The following is a 15,371-nucleotide window of genomic DNA, read 5'->3' as shown; positions in this document are numbered from 1 at the left end:
TGTTTCATCCGTTGAGCTGTGGTGTTTCACCTGAGTGAACGGATAGCGCTGTTGTGTTGCATCCACGTTTCGCGTGGTTGGCACGAGCCTGTCAGCTCACGGTGAGGTTGGTACGGATGTGCGATTCGCCGCGAGTTCGCGCGGCGATTCCCCACACCACCGCTGTCCGGAAACAGTGATGTCAGCCCGGGCAAACAGCGATGCCCGCCCGATCGCTGGATCGGGCGGGCATCGGCGGGACCGTTACGCGGTACCCCCGAGCAGCGCGTCGACGAACGCGCCCGGCTCGAACGGCGCCAGGTCGTCGGCGCCCTCGCCGAGGCCGACGAGTTTCACCGGCACACCCAGTTCGTGCTGCACCTGGAACACGATGCCGCCCTTGGCGGTGCCGTCGAGCTTGGTGAGGACCACGCCGGTGATGTCGACGACGTCGGCGAACACCCGGGCCTGCATCAGGCCGTTCTGGCCGACGGTCGCGTCGAGGACCAGCAGCACCTCGTCGACCTCGCCCTTCTTCTCCACGACCCGCTTGACCTTGCCCAGCTCGTCCATCAGGCCGGTCTTGGTGTGCAGGCGGCCCGCGGTGTCGACGAGGACCGCGTCGACTCCCCGGTCGATGCCCGCGGTGACCGCGTCGAAGGCGACGGCGGCCGGGTCAGCGGCCTCTTTACCGCGCACGGTCTCGGCGCCCACCCGTTCGCCCCAGGTCTGTAGCTGATCGGCGGCGGCGGCGCGGAAGGTGTCGGCGGCGCCGAGCAGCACCCGGCGTCCGTCGGCGACGAGCACGCGGGCCAGTTTGCCGGTGGTGGTGGTCTTACCGGTGCCGTTGACGCCGACCACGAGCAGGATCGCGGGCTTGTCGCCGTGCGGGAGGGCGTGGATGGAGCGGTCGAGCTCGGGACGCAGCGCCTCGATGAGCACGTCACGCAGGGCGGCACGAGCCTGTTCGGGAGTGCGCACGCTGCGCGAGGCCATCTCCTCGCGCAGGCGTTCGACGATCTTGGCGGTGCTCGCGGTGCCGATATCGGCCAGCACCAGGGTGTCTTCGATCTCTTCCCAGGAGTCCTCGTCGAGGTCGCCGCCGCCGAGCAGGCCGAGCAGGCTCTTGCCGACCGCGTTCTGGGAACGGGCTAGGCGACCGCGCAGGCGGACGAGGCGGCCGGTGGTGGGGTCGATCTCGTCGATCGCGGTGGTGGTGGCGTCGACTTCGGCCGGGGCGGTCTCGGCCGGGGCAGGTGCGGTCTCGGTGGCCGGTGCGGCGGGAGCCTCGGTCGAGGACGTATCCGCGGGCTCGACTTCGGTAACAGCCGGGTCGATCGGCGCGGTCTTCGCGGGGGCCGTGTCCGCGGTCTCGGTGTCGGGCTCGGCCGGTGCGACCGTGTCGAGGGCGGACGCGTCGTCGGGGACGACCACGGGCTCGTCGACGGCGACATCGCCCTCGGGCAGCGGAACATCGGTGATCCCGCGGCGCGGGGCGTCACGCGGGATCGCGGCGTCGTCGCCGACGTGCGGTTGACCATCGGTATCGGTGCGTTCAGGGACGGGTTCGGGCTTCGGCACGGTCGCCGTCGAGCCGCCCTGGCTGAAGCTGAATCCACCGGACGCGGTGTAACCACCGGAGCGGTCCGTCAACTCCTTGTCCGGCTCGGGCGGGGCCAGCGAAATCTGGCGTCGCTTGTACAGGACGAAACCCGCGACGAGCGCCACCAACAGGACGGCGGCGATCGCGGCGATCAGGATCCACGCTTGCGAACTCACCCGGCGAGTCTATTCGGGCGGGGAGTTGCCGCACGTCGGCGGCGTCTGCGCGGCGGGTCGGCGGCCTGATCGCGGGCCTGTCGCCGTATGGCGGAAACACTACAGATTCGTTGTCCTGCGGAACTTCTGGCGGTTGCCCCATAGGATCGTCGGAGTGACCGATCGAAACGTGCTTGGGGGGCCGCTGGAAGAGTGCGGCACCGATCCTCTCACGGGCTTCTACCGGGACGGCTGCTGCAGCACCGGTCCGGAGGATCTCGGCAGCCACACCGTGTGCACCGTCGTGACGGCGGAATTCCTGGAGCATCAGGCCTCCATCGGCAACGACCTCAGCACCCCACGCCCAGAGAACAACTTCCCCGGGCTGCAACCGGGCGACCGCTGGTGTGTGGTGGCGGTCCGCTGGTTGCACGCCCACGAGGACGGCGTAGCCGCACCCGTGGTGCTGGCCGCGACCCATGAGAACGCGCTGGAGGTCATTTCCATGGACATCCTGCGTAAATACGCCGTAGACGTCCCCGACGACGTCAGCGACCTGCTGTAAGGGGCCGCGACCCGTTGCGGAGGCGGTGGGCCTTCTGGCGGCAGGCCGGGGAGCAGTAGCGGGCCGGCCTGCCGGTGGCCGGTTTCCGGACGGGTGCGCCGCAGACGGCGCAGGGTGCGGAGGTTTCGTTACCTTCCGCCGTTTCGTTACGGTTGATTGTCGGATGTTCCGTTACGGGTGACGGGTGGGCGCGCAGGGCGTCGAGGATGAGCGCGACGGCCGGGGCGAGTGGGTCCCGGGCGCGGCGATGTCGTTGGATCGCAACGCATCCGGTGAAGATGTCCAGCACATCGGTGACGACCACGTCGCGCCGGACCGCGCCCTGACGTTGAGCCGAGGCCAGCAGCGCGCCCAGTGCGCGATGGAAGCGGTTGCCCGCTCCGCGCAGCAGGGCACGCGGCCAGCCGTCGTCGGATTGCACCAGGTCACAGAGGTCCTTGTTGCCGGGTGTGGTCACGATGACGTGGGTGCACACGGCGAAGAAGGCCGCGCCCGGATCCGGATCGGTGAGGTGGTCGGCGGCCAGCGCCGCCAGCCGGTCGACGCGCTGTTGCATAACCGCTTCCAGCAGATCGGTTTTCGTGGGGAAATGCCGGTGGACGGTGCCCGCGCCGACACCGGCGCGGCGGGCCACCTCGGCCAGCGATACGGTGGCGCCGCGTTCGGCGAGCGCACGCTGCGCGGCAGCCAGGATCAGCGCGCGATTGCGGCGCGCGTCGGACCGGATCGCCGGTTCCACGCCGTCCTCATCCGTCATTTCGTTACGCCTTCCCTGCTCCGGACCTGGCCAACCGGGTGCGACCACCCGTACCGTCCGGAATACGGGTCGACCGACCCGATTGTAGGCACACGATCGATCACGAAACGGAGCTCCTCCGCAATGACGTCAGCACTTCCCGTTCTGATCACCGGCGCGACGGGCAAGCAGGGTGGCGCCACCGCCCACAGATTGCTCGCCGAAGGCCACCCGGTTCGCGCGCTGGTGCGCGACCCCGACTCCCCCGCCGCCCGCGCACTGGCCGATGCCGGCGCCGAACTGACGATCGGCGACTTCGACGACGCGGCGTCCCTGCGGGTGGCGGCGACCGGAACCCGAGCCGTATTTCTCGTTCCCCCAGCCGATTACCGCGTCGAGGGCTGGGGCGAGGACACCGAGGCCCGCCGCGGTATCGCCATGATCGACGCGGCCCGCGCCGCCGGTGCCGAACAGATCGTGTTCACCGGCGTCGCGACGATGGGCGATGCGAAATCATGGGGCCAGCAGGGCAAACGGCAGATCGAAGAGGCTCTCGCCGCGTCCGGTCTGCGCTACACGGTGTTGCGCCCTGTGCGGTTCATGGAGAACTACCTTCTGCACGGCTCCCCTGTCGACGGTATCCGCGACGGCGGCGAACACCCGCACCTGTTCCCCGCCGATCGCCCGCTCCAGATGATCGCGATCGATGACATCGCCGCGTTCGCCGCCCTGGCCTTCGCCGACCCCGCGGGCTGGCACGCCCGTATCCTCGAACTCGCGGGCGATGCCGTCACTCCGGTAGACGCGGCCGCCACCATCGGCTCCGCGATCGGTCGCCCCGTCCACTACCGCGAGGTCACCGAGGAGGAAGCCGACGCGATCGGCCCCCAGCTCGGCAACACCTGGCGGCTGATCCGCGACACCGGCGGCTGGCACGCCGACATCCCCGCCTTGCGCGCCCTGTACCCAGAGCTGACTTCCCTGCGGGATTGGCTCGCCCGCGGCGGCACAGCGCGGATCATCGACCGGATCGACTCCGCGGTCCCGGCCACCCGGTTCGGCTGAGAATCCGTCCGGCCGCGCGAGCGCCGACCTCAGGCAGAGGCCGGGACCGGGTCGGGGTCGGTGACCTCGGCTCGGTTCAGCCGCTGGGAGATGACCTGGGTGATGCCGTCGCCGCGCATGCTCACGCCGTAGAGGGCGTCGGCGATCTCCATGGTCGGCTTCTGGTGGGTGATGACGATCAGCTGGCTCTTCTCCCGCAGCTGCTCGAACAGGCCGATGAGGCGGCGCAGGTTGGTGTCGTCCAGGGCCGCCTCGACCTCGTCCATCACATAGAACGGGGAGGGGCGAGCGCGGAAGATGGCGACCAGCAACGCGACCGCGGTGAGCGACTTCTCGCCACCGGAGAGCAGCGAGAGGCGCTTCACCTTCTTGCCGGGCGGGCGCGCCTCGACCTCGATGCCGGTGGTGAGCATGTCCGACGGGTCGGTGAGCACCAGCCTGCCCTCACCGCCGGGGAACAGTTTCCCGAAGACGCCGACGAATTCGCGTTCCACATCGGCGTAGGCCTCGGTGAACACCTGGAGGATGCGGGCGTCGACTTCGGCGACCACGTCGAGCAGGTCCTTGCGCGCGTTCTTGACGTCCTCCAGTTGGGTGGCCAGGAAGGTGTAGCGCTCTTCCAGGGCCGCGAACTCTTCCAGCGCAAGGGGATTGACCTTGCCGAGAGTGGTGAGGTCCTTCTCGGCGCGTTTGGCGCGGCGCTCCTGGGTCGGCCGGTCGTAGGGCATCGGCTGCGGCACGCTGACCTGCTCGCCGCGCTCCTTGGCCTCCTCGTACTCGTGCAACTCCAGCGCCGAGGGCGGCAACGGCACGTCCGGCCCGTATTCGGCGACCAGGTCGGCGAGCGCGATGCCGAACTGTTCGGAGATCGTCGTCTCCAGTTGTTCGATGCGCAGTGCCGCTTGGGCTTTGGCGACTTCGTCGCGGTGCACGGCGTCGGTGAGCTGGGTCAGCTGGGTGTTCAGCGCGCGTGCGCGTTCCTTCACCTGTTCCAGCGCGGCCGCGCATTCGCCACGGCGACGGACCAATTCGTCACGCCGTGCCGCGGCGGCGGCCACGACCTGCTCGAGCTCGTTCTTGATCTCGGTACCCGATTCGGCGACGGCGGCGGCGACAGCGGCAGCCTGGCGCCGAGCGGCCTGCGCGCGTTCGGCGCGAGCCCTGGCCTCCCGCTCCCCACGGGCCGCCCTGCGCAGCGCATCCGCTTTGCCGCGAACAGATTCCGCGCGCTCCTCCGAGGTGCGCACCGACAGTCGGGCCTCGACCTCCATGGTCCGGGCCTCGGCGAGCGCGGCGGCGGCTTCCTCACGGGCATAGCCCGCGGTCTCGGTGCTCGCGGCGCCGAAACTGTCGTCGCTGCCGTCGTGTTCGATCTCGGCGTGCCGCAGTCGGTCCTCGAGTTCGGCGAGCGAGGCGAGCGACTTCTCCCGCGCCGCTTCGGCTTCCGCGCGCTGGGTGGAAAGCCGCTCCCCCTCGGTCTGCGCCGCGCGGGCGTTCTGCCCGACCCGGGCGAGCCGGTCGTAGATCGCCAGCAGCGCCTGATCGGATTCGTGCAGCGCCATCAGCGCGTGGTCGGCGGCGTCCTTGCGGTCGGTCTGTTCGGCCAGCGCGCCGGCCAGCGCGGCCTCCAGTTCCTCGGCCCGCCGTTGCGCGGCCGCCAATTCCGCGGTGGCGGTGTCGATATCGGCCTGGACCTCGAGCTGGCTCGGCATCCGTTCCGAACCGCCGACGATCCAGCCCGCACCGGCCAGATCGCCGTCGCGGGTGACCACCCGCAGTTCCGGGCGCAGGGCGACGAGCTCGGTGGCGGTCGCCAGATCGTCGACGACCACCACGTCGGCAGTGAGCGCAGCCAGCGCGGGGCGTACCTGCTCGTCGCCTTCGAGCACGTCGGCGAGCCACTGCGCACCGGCGGGCAACGCGGAACGCTCGGCCGATATCGCCCCGTCGGTGGCGAAGACGAACGCCACCCGGCCACCGTCACCGCTGCGCAGTTCCCGCACCGCCGAGTCGGCGGTGGTCGCGGTATCGGCGGTGATGGCATCGGCGAGCGGACCGAGCAGCGCGGCCACTGCGGCCTCGAACCCGGACTGCACGCGCAACAGGCCCGACAGCCGTCCGCCCAGCCCGCTCACCCCGTGTTCGAGCAGCCAGGCCGCGCCGTCCTTGCGGGCCAGGTTCATCCCGAGCGCTTCGATGCGGGCACCGAGCCGGGCGACCAGCTTGCTCGCCTCCCGGTCGAGTTCCCGCAGTTCCCGCACGCGCTCGTCGGCCAGTTCCTGGGCGGCGACGGCGTGTTCGTGCTGGGCGTCCAGACCCTTCTCGCCCGCGTCGAGTTCACCGAGTTCGTCCTGCACCGAATCGTATTCGACCTGCGCGGTCTCACCACGGTGCCGGGCGTCGGCGATGGCCACGGACAGCCGCGCGATCTCGGCGTCCACGGACTGGGCGCGGGTGCGCAACGTGTCGACCTGGCCCGACAGCCGGGCCAGCCCTTCGCGCCGGTCGGCGATCGCGCGCACGGCGGCCAGGTGCGCCTGCTCGGCGGCCTTGGCGGCGTGTTCCCGCTCGGCGAGGGCTTCGCGGGCGGCTTCCAGGGTCTCGGTGGCCATCTCGACCGCGTACCGCAGTTCGGCCTCTTCGGCTTCGATCCGGTCGGCCTCGGCTTCGAGCTGGTCCGGGTCGCGTCCGGTGCCGACCGGCGCCTCGGTGTGCAGATGCCGGGCCCGGTCGCTGGCGATGCGGATGGTGGCGTTGACTCGTTCGGTCAGCGCCGAGAGCTGGAACCAGGTCTGCGCGGCGGCCTCGGCGCTGGGGCTCAGCCGCGACAGCTGGAACTCCTGCTGTGCCAGTGCGGCGTTGGCGGCGTCGAGTTCGGTCTGCACGTTGATCTGCTGTTCGCGGGCGTAGGCCTCTTTGCTGAGCTGGGATTCCAGCTCGCCGCGGCGGGTGACCAGGTCGTCGGCGGCCAATCGCAGCCGGGCGTCGCGCAGGTCGGCCTGCACGGTCTGCGCGCGGCGGGCGACCTCGGCCTGGCGGCTGAGCGGCTTGAGCTGGCGGCGCAGTTCGGTGGTGAGATCGGTGAGCCGGGCGAGGTTGGCCTGCATCGCGTCGAGCTTGCGGACCGCCTTCTCCTTGCGCCTGCGGTGCTTGAGCACGCCCGCGGCCTCTTCGACGAACGCGCGCCGATCCTCCGGTCGCGATTCCAGGATCGCCGACAGCCTGCCCTGACCCACGATGACGTGCATCTCGCGCCCGATACCCGAGTCCGACAGCAGTTCCTGCACATCCATCAGCCGGCACGTACTGCCGTTGATCTCGTACTCGCCCGCGCCGTCGCGGAACATCCGCCGGGTGATCGACACCTCGGCGTAGTCGATGGGCAGCGCGCCGTCGGAGTTGTCGATGGTCAGCGTCACCTCGGCACGCCCGAGCGGCGCCCGCCCGACGGTCCCGGCGAAGATGACGTCCTGCATCTTCCCGCCCCGCAACGCTTTGGCACCCTGCTCGCCCATCACCCACGACAGCGCGTCCACGACATTGGATTTGCCGGACCCGTTCGGCCCGACTACGCAGGTGATGCCCGGTTCGAAGCGCAAAGTGGTCGCAGACGCGAAGGACTTGAAACCCTTCAACGTCAAGCTCTTCAAATGCACTACAAAGGACCCTTCCTGCGCGCGAGCAACCATGCTAACCCGCCCGTGCGCGATTCACGCGGGACCTGGGGTGCGCGAGGATTTCGGCGAGTGCCGATTGCCGATGAGTCAGCCGGTCACCGACTCCGCGTCAGTGCGGATCGATGGGCTTCGCGTGCGGGTCGAGGTGCTTCATCTGTTTCTGTAGCTGACGGAGATGAGTCTGGGTGCCGGGAGTCGCTTCCCAGCCGGTGATGACGCGGAAGACCAGGACGGCGCCCCACGGGCCGATCACCCACATCGGCCAGAAGTAGGTGAGCTCGCCCGCGGTGAGCGAGATCAGACCCCAGATGACCAGCACGATCACGCTGACGCCGAGCCAGCTGCCCGCCTCGATGCGCTGCCAGATCGGGAAGCGCGTCCCGGGCGCGCGTTCGACCGGTGCGTCCGCTTGCTGCTGTTTCGTCAGCGCGGGCAGGTCGGACAGGACGACGGCGAGTTCGTCGCGCGTGGTGGTCGCGTAGACCTTGGCCACGCGCAGATCGTATTCGCCCAGGTCGAGCCTGCCGTCGGCCAGATGCGTGCCCAGCTGGGCGACGATCGCGTTGCGTTCGGCGTCGGACGCGCGCGTACCCGGGGTGATATCCATGCCGACGTCCTCTCGGTCACATCCACGGTGGAGTGCTGGTTTCCAGCGTCCACCCTCCACAGTGCGATGTCAACCGCTCACACTCGCTCAGAGAATGGCGAAGGCCACCACGAGACCCAGCGCGAAGTGCGCGGCGGCGACGACGAGAACCTCGGGGGTGTAGGTCTCGGCGTGCAGCGTGCGGCCGATGTCGATGCCGGTGACCTTCTCGATCACCCGGACCGAGATCACCTGCGCGATGATGCCGACCAGGCCGTACACGATGGCCGCGATCAGCCCTTCCGACAGCTTGCCGCTGCCGCCGGTGGCCAGCACCGCGAACACGACGATGAACGCCATGCTGATCATCCCGGCGGCCGAGACGATGATCGCGTTCGGCTTACCCGCCACCACCAGGTCGCGCAGCTTGCCGGGCGTGGTCAGGTCGATGGCGAAGAAGCCGATCAGCATGAGGACGAGGCCGATCAGGCAGTACAGGATGATGGCGCCGACGCCTTCACCGAGCGCACTCCAATAACCCGATTCCAGGGCGAGGGCGGTCATCGTGGTCCTTTCGAACAATGTTGTGAGGTCAGGTGTCAGTCGACGATGCGGTGCGGCACGAACGCGGCGCCGTCATCGGTGATCAGGCCGGCGGTCTCCCGAATGCCGAGCCCCGCCGCGGTGTCACCCACGACCCAGGCGCCGAGCACCGGACGCATCCCGTCGAATTCCGGTAGCGGGTCGAGCAATTGGTAGACGAAACCCTCGGCGCCGTAGACGCCGCCGGTCGCGGTCTCCATACCGGGGCCGACGATGGTCATGTTCGCGCCCTCGCGGCCGAGCTTGGGTTTGCGAATGTATTCGGTGAGCTCGTGCGGGTCGTCGAGGTAGGCGGGCAACAGATTGGGGTGGCCGGGATACATCTCCCACAGGATCGCCAGGATCGCCTTGTTGCTCAGCAACGTGGTCCACAGCGGTTCGATCCACGCGGTCGCGGGCAGGCTGCCGACCACGCGCTTGCCGAAGTCGTCGTCGAGGATCCACTCCCACGGATACAGCTTGAAGATCGCCTCGATCGGCGCCTCGGCCAGATCGACGAACCGGTTCAGCTCGGTATCGAAACCGACTTCCTCGATCGGCAGCGCGACCGTGTCGAAACCGGCTTCGGCCGCCGTCTCCTGCATGTAGGCGGTGGTGACGTTGTCCTCGCCGGTCGCGTCGGCGCCCGACCAGGTGAAGTGCAGTTCGGCACCGGGCAGCACGCCGCGCAGTTCGGTCCAGCGCTCCACCAGCTTCTCGTGCAGCGAATTCCATTGGTCGCCACCGGGATACACCTGCTGCAACCAGTGCCACTGGATGATCGCGGCCTCGAGCAGCGAGGTGGGGGTGTCGGCGTTGTATTCCAGCAGTTTGGCCGGGCGGCGCGCGTCGTAGCGCAGGTCGAAGCGGCCGTACACGTAAGGGTCACTGCGACGCCATGATTCGGCGATCGGGCCCCACGTCCATTCCGGCAGACCGAAATCGGCGAAGCGCTCGGTGAGTACCACGTGCTCGACGGCGTGCAGGCACATCGATTGCAGCAGTTCCACGTCGGCTTCCAGCGCGAGGATCTCGTCCATCGAGAACTCGTAGTGCACCGACTCGTCCCAGTACGGGCGCGGCTGACCGCTGGCATCGCGCCCCGGCGCGCCGTAGACGAGTCCCTGCTTCTCGATGATCTGCTGCCAGTCCCGGCGTGGCGTGCTCTTGTTGCGCCGCATCTACGACCCACTCCCGCCGGTCGACTTGCTGCCGAGTCCGCCGCGCTGCACCGTGGTGCCGCTCTTGGTCGTGATCTGGGCATTGCGCGGCTTCACCGAGGTGCCGCCCGTGGGTGGCTTACCGATCGTCGGTGTGCCGCCGTAGTGGTAGCGGTACTGCGGCCAGCCCAGAATCAGCAGTCCGCCGCCGTGGCCGCCGCTGGAGCTGTCACTGCGGAAATTGGTCTTGCCGTCGCCGCACTTGTCGTCGGGGACAACGACTTCCTGCCCGTTCTCGTCGATCTGCACGCACGAGGCCGTCACTTGGTCGGGTGCGGTGATCGCCCGGTAGGCGAGGTAACCGCCGCCGACGAGCGCGGCGACGCCCACGATGGCGACACCGCCGATCATCACGCGTTTGCGGTTGCGCCGCTTCTCCTCGGCCGCCGCGGCTGCTGCGCGCTCGGCCGCTTCGGCTTGCCTGCGGGCCTTGTCCCTGGCGCGCGCCTCGCCGACCGTCGGCGGACGCGGCTGGGTGACGCCGGGTTCCTGCCGCGACATCCGGCCGGGTTGCGGCTGGCCGACGGGATGCCCGCCAGTGCCGAAAGCAGGCGGCGTCGCCCCTGCGCCGGGCTCGGACGGGGTCGAACCCGCTTCCGGTGCGGACCATCCCGCGCCGGGATCGGGTGGTGTCCACGGGGACCTGCCCGGCTCGCCGTTCGAGGGTTGTTCCGGTCGATCGGGCGGTCCGGGGTTCTGTGTGCTCACCGCTGCCGCCCCCTAGCCCCCGAAGTCACCACTAGCGCTCCTCGAATCCGGTCAGGTCGCCCCGCGCGGGCTCCCAGCTTTCCACAACCAGGTCCACCCGCCCAGGAGCACGCCCGGACAGACCATGTGTCGCGTGCCCGATGGCGCGAGAGCTATCGGGCGCTTCGCCGGACCGTAGCAGTTCCAGCAATTTCTCGCCCGCCGTTCGTGGCCCTTCGGCGACAACGTGGACGCGACCGTCGCGATGGTTGCGCGCGTAACCGACCAGGCCGAGTTCCAGTGCGCGCGACCGCGTCCACCACCGGAATCCCACGCCCTGCACGTACCCGTGCACCCACGCGCTCAGCCGAACCGGCTCCTCGCTCATGCGTCGATGTTGAACGTCAACGTCACCTTCGTGCCCGCTTTGAGCGTGCGACCCACGGTGCACACCTTGTCGACGGCACGCTGCACGGTGACCAGTAGTCGTTCGCGGGCGGCCTCGTCGAGTTCGGACAGATCCAGTTCGAGGACCTCGTCGAGCTGCGGGTAGAGCTCGTTCTCCCGGTCGGCGTCACCGGAGACGCGGATGGTGGCGTCGAACTCGTCGCCGAGACGACGCGACAACGGCAGGTCGGAGCTGAGCCCGGTGCACCCGGCGAGGGCGATCTTGAGCAGCTCACCGGGAGTGAAGGCACCGGGAACACCCTGGGAGGCGATCAAGACCTCCGCGCCGCGGTTGCTGCGCCCGGTGTAGGCACGGGTTCCGGTGCGCTCGACCCACAGTTCGGTGGGGGCATTGTTCACGGGTGCGGTCTGCTCAGCCATGCCTTGATCCTGCCATTCGCTCGAGGACGATCCACGCCTGGGAACGTCCACGCCACTCCCGGCATTCCGGGCACGTGACCGGGCGCACGCTCATTCCTGGAAGCGGTACCCCATCCCCGCCTCGGTGAGCAGATGGCGCGGGTTGGCCGGATCGTCCTCGAGCTTGCGCCGCAACTGCGCGAGGTAGACGCGCAGGTAGTGGGTCTCGGTCGCATAGGCAGGCCCCCACACCTCACGCAGTAATTCCTTGCGCCCCACCAGCTTTCCGCGATTGCGCACCAGCATCTCGAGCATGCCCCACTCGGTGGGCGTCAGATGCACCGGCGCACCCTGCTTGGTGACCTTCTTGGCGACGAGGTCGACGGTGAACGAGTCGGTGACCACCACCGGTTCGGCGGCGTCGGTCGCGCTGGCCCCACGCCGAACCGCCGCCCGCAGCCGAGCCAGCAGTTCGTCCATCCCGAACGGTTTGGTGACATAGTCGTCGGCGCCCGCGTCGAGCGCCTCGACCTTGTCGGCGGAATCCGTGCGCGCCGACAGCACGATCACCGGCGCGGATGTCCACCCGCGCAGTCCGGCCAGCACCTCGATCCCGTCCAGATCCGGCAGGCCCAGATCGAGAATGACGACGTCGGGATGCTTCTCGGCGGCGGCGCGCAAGGCGGCGGCCCCGTTGCCCGCGGTGATCACCTCGTACCCGCGTACGGACAGGTTGATGCGCAGAGCTCGCACGATCTGCGGCTCGTCATCGACCACCAGCACCTTGACTGTGCCGCCTCCCCGCGTCTTCGAGCCGGACTCACGCGCGTCGTCACGCAGCGTCGGCGGCCGACCGTCCTGCGCGTCGACTGGTTCGCCCGTCCCCGATGAGTTACCCATGTGCTCACTTTCCTCGGGAGTCGACATCTGGCGCCGCTGCGGGTGTGCCGGACGGTAGGTCGACGAGCATCGTCAGACCACCGCCTGGGGTCGGCTCGGCGTGCACGGTGCCGCTCATCGCTTCGACGAAGCCGCGGACGACTGACAGGCCGAGGCCGACGCCGGTGGTGTTGTCGCGATCGCCGAGGCGTTGGAAGGGTTCGAACAGTTGCTCCTCGGTGCCCGACGGGACGCCGGGGCCGATGTCGACGACCGCGATCGACACTCGCTCGCCGTCGTGTTCGGCGGTGACCCGCACGGGCGATTCGCGACCGGAATGCCGCAGGGCGTTGTCGATCAGGTTGGCCAGCACGCGTTCGAGCAGGCCGCTGTCGGCGAGCACGGACACCTCACCGACCTCGACCTTCACCCGGTCCATCGCCGCCCGGCGCAGGCCGCGGGTGCCCATGCCGACGCTGACCAGCGCGCGATGCACCGCCTCGTCCATGTACACCTGTCGCAACTGCGGCGTCACGACGCCGACCGCCAGTCGCGAGGAGTCGAGCAGATTACCCACCAGCGCGGTCAGCTGGTCGACAGACTCCTCGATCGCTTCCAGCAATTCGCCGGTGTCCTCGGCCGAGAATTCGATGTCGTCGCTGCGCAGGCTGGACACGGCCGCTTTCGCACCGGCCAGCGGGGTGCGCAGATCGTGGCTGACCGCCGACAGCAGCGCGCGGCGCAGCCGGTCGGCTTCCAGGAGCGCCGCCGCGGCACTGGCTTCCTCGGCCAACCGAGCCTGACGCACCAGCCCGACCGCCTGGTTGGCGACGGCGTTGAGCACCGGCCGGTCGGTGGAGTCGATCGACCGCCCGGCCAGCAGCAAATGGCTCTGCGCGTCTCCGGCTTCGATGACGGTCTCGGCGTCGGCCGGACGCGTCGGTGGGTCTGTACCGACCGCGGCGACGATCTGATCCCCGCACCGCACGCTCACCGCGCGCTGGCCATAGGTTTCGCGAACCTGCTCGAGCAGGTTGGGCAGGTCGGCGCCGTGCAGCACGGATCCGGCGAACATCGTCAGCAGCTCCGCTTCCCGCGATGCCTTGCGCGCCTGCAGTGTTCGCTTGGCCGCGACGTCGACCAGCGCCGCCACAGCCACCGCGACGATGAGCAGCACGACCACGGTGACGAAGTTGTCCGGCTCGGCGATGGTGAAGCTGAAGCGCGGGTCGGTGAAGTACCAGTTCAGCAGCAACCCCGACAGCAACGCCGACAAACCGGCGGGGACGACACCGCCGAACAGCGCGACCGCGACCACCCCGACGAAGAACATCGCGCTGAGCCCGCCCAGCTGCAACCACCCGTCGAGGAACACCCCGCAGATCACGCTCACCAGCACCGGCACGACCACGGCCGCGAGCCACGCGCTCACCGGCCGCCGCGGACGCAGCCAATGCCTGCGCACCCCGCGGCCGGCCTCCTCGTGGGTCACCATGTGCACATCGATCTTGCCCGAGCGCTGCACCACGGTGGAGCCGATGCCCTCGTCGAGCATTCGCGCCCAGCGCGAGCGTCGCGAGGTGCCGAGCACCAGCTGGGTGGCGTTGACCTCACGCGCGAAATCGAGCAGCGCGGAAGGCACGTCGTCACCGGTCACCGTGTGCAGCGAGGCGCCGAGACCGGCGGCGAGATCGCGCAGCTTGGTCATCCGCTCGGTCGACACCCCGACCAGCCCGTCGCCGCGCACCACGTGCAAGACGACCAGGTCGGCACTGGACTTGGACGCTATCCGCCCGGCCCGGCGCACCACCGTCTCCGATTCGGGACCACCGGTGACCGCGACGACGACGCGCTCGCGCGCCTCCCACAACTCGGTGATCTTGTGGTCGGCCCGGTATCTGGCCAGCGCCGCGTCGACCTGGTCGGCCAGCCACAGCAGCGCGAGTTCGCGCAGCGCCGTGAGATTGCCGGGGCGGAAATAGTTACGCAGCGCCGCGTCGACCTTGTCGGCGGCGTAGACATTGCCGTGGGAAAGCCTGCGCCGCAACGCCTCCGGTGTCAGGTCGACCAGTTCCACCTGATCGGCGCCGCGCACCACCGCGTCGGGCACCGTCTCGCGCTGCTCGATGCCGGTGATCTGCTGGACCACATCGTTGAGGCTCTCGAGGTGCTGCACGTTCACCGTGGAGATCACGTCGATACCCGCGGCCAGGAGTTGCTCCACGTCCTGCCAGCGCTTCTCGTGCACGCTGCCCGGTGCGTTCGTGTGCGCCAGCTCGTCGACCAGCACCACCGCGGGCTTGCGCGCGAGCACCGCGTCGACATCGAGTTCGGGTAGCTCGGTCCCTCGATAGGAGACCGTCTTGGGCGGAATGCGCTCGATGCCGTCCAGCAGTTCGGCGGTCTTCTTGCGCCCGTGCGTCTCCACGACGGCCGCCACCACATCGCGGCCGCGTTCGGACCGCCGATGCGCTTCGCCGAGCATGGCGTAGGTCTTGCCCACGCCCGGCGCCGCACCGAGGTAGATGCGCAGTTGTCCGCGTTTCACCGGTCCATCATCGCGTGCCTGCGCGCCGGAACCGGCGGTCGCACCGGCAACACACCGACGCTCACCATCGGTGCGTGCGCGCTGCTGTGCCGACCGAGCACCCGGATCAACAGCAGCGATCCGACGAAACCTCCGATCACCGCAAGGGTCACAACAGACACCGCGATCTCACTTTCCGCGAACTGGGTCCGGCGGCGCCTTTCGCCTGCCGGTACATCACTGTCTACCGCGCCGGAATTCGCCTGATCTCGATCTTTACGGAGTGTTGACGGCTATCGGCCC

The 15,371-nt window shown here is 69.2% G+C and carries 14 protein-coding genes; 2 read left to right on the top strand and 12 right to left on the bottom strand.

Going from position 1 to position 15,371, the window contains the following annotated elements; all coding sequences use genetic code 11:
- Nucleotides 1–243 precede the first annotated feature (243 nt).
- Nucleotides 244–1,758, bottom strand: a complete 1,515-nt coding sequence (ftsY, locus tag ACFULV_RS09775) for a signal recognition particle-docking protein FtsY (protein WP_378655093.1) — start codon at nucleotides 1,756–1,758, stop codon at nucleotides 244–246.
- Between the two features lie 154 nt (nucleotides 1,759–1,912).
- Between ftsY and ACFULV_RS09770 the strand changes: the two genes are divergently transcribed.
- Nucleotides 1,913–2,302 (top strand): DUF2237 family protein, encoded by a 390-nt coding sequence (locus ACFULV_RS09770; protein ID WP_019048221.1) that lies wholly within the window; start codon nucleotides 1,913–1,915, stop codon nucleotides 2,300–2,302.
- Here ACFULV_RS09770 and ACFULV_RS09765 read toward each other — a convergent pair.
- On the bottom strand, nucleotides 2,286–3,059 hold the full coding sequence (locus ACFULV_RS09765; RefSeq protein ID WP_378655089.1) for a TetR/AcrR family transcriptional regulator: 774 nt from the start codon (nucleotides 3,057–3,059) through the stop codon (nucleotides 2,286–2,288). The genes ACFULV_RS09770 and ACFULV_RS09765 overlap by 17 nt on opposite strands.
- Before the next feature lie 123 nt (nucleotides 3,060–3,182).
- On the opposite strand from ACFULV_RS09765, the gene ACFULV_RS09760 reads away from it, so the two are divergent.
- A complete protein-coding gene (locus tag ACFULV_RS09760) occupies nucleotides 3,183–4,103 on the top strand; it encodes an NmrA family NAD(P)-binding protein (RefSeq protein WP_378655086.1) in 921 nt (306 codons plus the stop codon).
- Nucleotides 4,104–4,132: 29 nt separating this feature from the next.
- Here the strand turns inward: ACFULV_RS09760 and smc are convergent, their stop codons facing one another.
- From smc to ACFULV_RS09710, 10 genes are all read right to left on the bottom strand, one after another.
- A complete protein-coding gene (smc, locus tag ACFULV_RS09755) occupies nucleotides 4,133–7,759 on the bottom strand; it encodes a chromosome segregation protein SMC (RefSeq protein WP_378655083.1) in 3,627 nt (1,208 codons plus the stop codon).
- A 130-nt stretch (nucleotides 7,760–7,889) separates the two neighbouring features.
- The gene (locus tag ACFULV_RS09750; RefSeq protein ID WP_378655080.1) at nucleotides 7,890–8,387 is read right to left on the bottom strand and encodes a DUF1707 domain-containing protein; all 498 of its coding nucleotides are present in this window, start codon (nucleotides 8,385–8,387) and stop codon (nucleotides 7,890–7,892) included.
- Nucleotides 8,388–8,474: 87 nt separating this feature from the next.
- Nucleotides 8,475–8,930, bottom strand: a complete 456-nt coding sequence (locus ACFULV_RS09745; protein WP_378626349.1) for a DUF350 domain-containing protein — start codon at nucleotides 8,928–8,930, stop codon at nucleotides 8,475–8,477.
- 35 nt (nucleotides 8,931–8,965) lie between these two features.
- A complete protein-coding gene (locus tag ACFULV_RS09740) occupies nucleotides 8,966–10,129 on the bottom strand; it encodes a glutathionylspermidine synthase family protein (RefSeq protein WP_378655077.1) in 1,164 nt (387 codons plus the stop codon).
- Nucleotides 10,130–10,876 (bottom strand): hypothetical protein, encoded by a 747-nt coding sequence (locus tag ACFULV_RS09735; protein ID WP_378655074.1) that lies wholly within the window; start codon nucleotides 10,874–10,876, stop codon nucleotides 10,130–10,132.
- A gap of 31 nt (nucleotides 10,877–10,907) precedes the next feature.
- On the bottom strand, nucleotides 10,908–11,243 hold the full coding sequence (locus ACFULV_RS09730; RefSeq protein ID WP_378626346.1) for an acylphosphatase: 336 nt from the start codon (nucleotides 11,241–11,243) through the stop codon (nucleotides 10,908–10,910).
- Nucleotides 11,240–11,683, bottom strand: a complete 444-nt coding sequence (locus ACFULV_RS09725) for an OsmC family protein (RefSeq protein WP_378626344.1) — start codon at nucleotides 11,681–11,683, stop codon at nucleotides 11,240–11,242. Before ACFULV_RS09725 ends, ACFULV_RS09730 begins: the two co-directional genes overlap by 4 nt.
- 90 nt (nucleotides 11,684–11,773) lie before the next feature.
- Nucleotides 11,774–12,445, bottom strand: coding sequence for a response regulator (locus ACFULV_RS09720; protein WP_378628245.1), 672 nt, complete (start codon nucleotides 12,443–12,445; stop codon nucleotides 11,774–11,776).
- Between the two features lie 121 nt (nucleotides 12,446–12,566).
- A complete protein-coding gene (locus ACFULV_RS09715) occupies nucleotides 12,567–15,089 on the bottom strand; it encodes an ATP-binding protein (RefSeq protein ID WP_378655071.1) in 2,523 nt (840 codons plus the stop codon).
- Nucleotides 15,086–15,250, bottom strand: coding sequence for a hypothetical protein (locus ACFULV_RS09710; protein WP_378626342.1), 165 nt, complete (start codon nucleotides 15,248–15,250; stop codon nucleotides 15,086–15,088). Before ACFULV_RS09710 ends, ACFULV_RS09715 begins: the two co-directional genes overlap by 4 nt.
- Nucleotides 15,251–15,371 lie beyond the last annotated feature (121 nt).

The organism is Nocardia sp. NPDC057272, from assembly GCF_042668615.1.
Lineage (GTDB): Bacteria > Actinomycetota > Actinomycetes > Mycobacteriales > Mycobacteriaceae > Nocardia.
Note: the sequence above shows the minus strand (reverse complement) of the source record. Positions and strands in the feature narration are given on the sequence as shown.

Coding starts and splice junctions, on each gene's coding strand:
- ACFULV_RS09750 (WP_378655080.1), bottom strand. CDS start 8,387: ATGGATATCACCCCGGGTACGCGCGCGTCCGACGCCGAACGCAACGCG.
- ACFULV_RS09725 (WP_378626344.1), bottom strand. CDS start 11,683: ATGGCTGAGCAGACCGCACCCGTGAACAATGCCCCCACCGAACTGTGG.
- ACFULV_RS09765 (WP_378655089.1), bottom strand. CDS start 3,059: ATGACGGATGAGGACGGCGTGGAACCGGCGATCCGGTCCGACGCGCGC.
- ACFULV_RS09760 (WP_378655086.1), top strand. CDS start 3,183: ATGACGTCAGCACTTCCCGTTCTGATCACCGGCGCGACGGGCAAGCAG.
- ACFULV_RS09740 (WP_378655077.1), bottom strand. CDS start 10,129: ATGCGGCGCAACAAGAGCACGCCACGCCGGGACTGGCAGCAGATCATC.
- ACFULV_RS09745 (WP_378626349.1), bottom strand. CDS start 8,930: ATGACCGCCCTCGCCCTGGAATCGGGTTATTGGAGTGCGCTCGGTGAA.
- ACFULV_RS09730 (WP_378626346.1), bottom strand. CDS start 11,243: ATGAGCGAGGAGCCGGTTCGGCTGAGCGCGTGGGTGCACGGGTACGTG.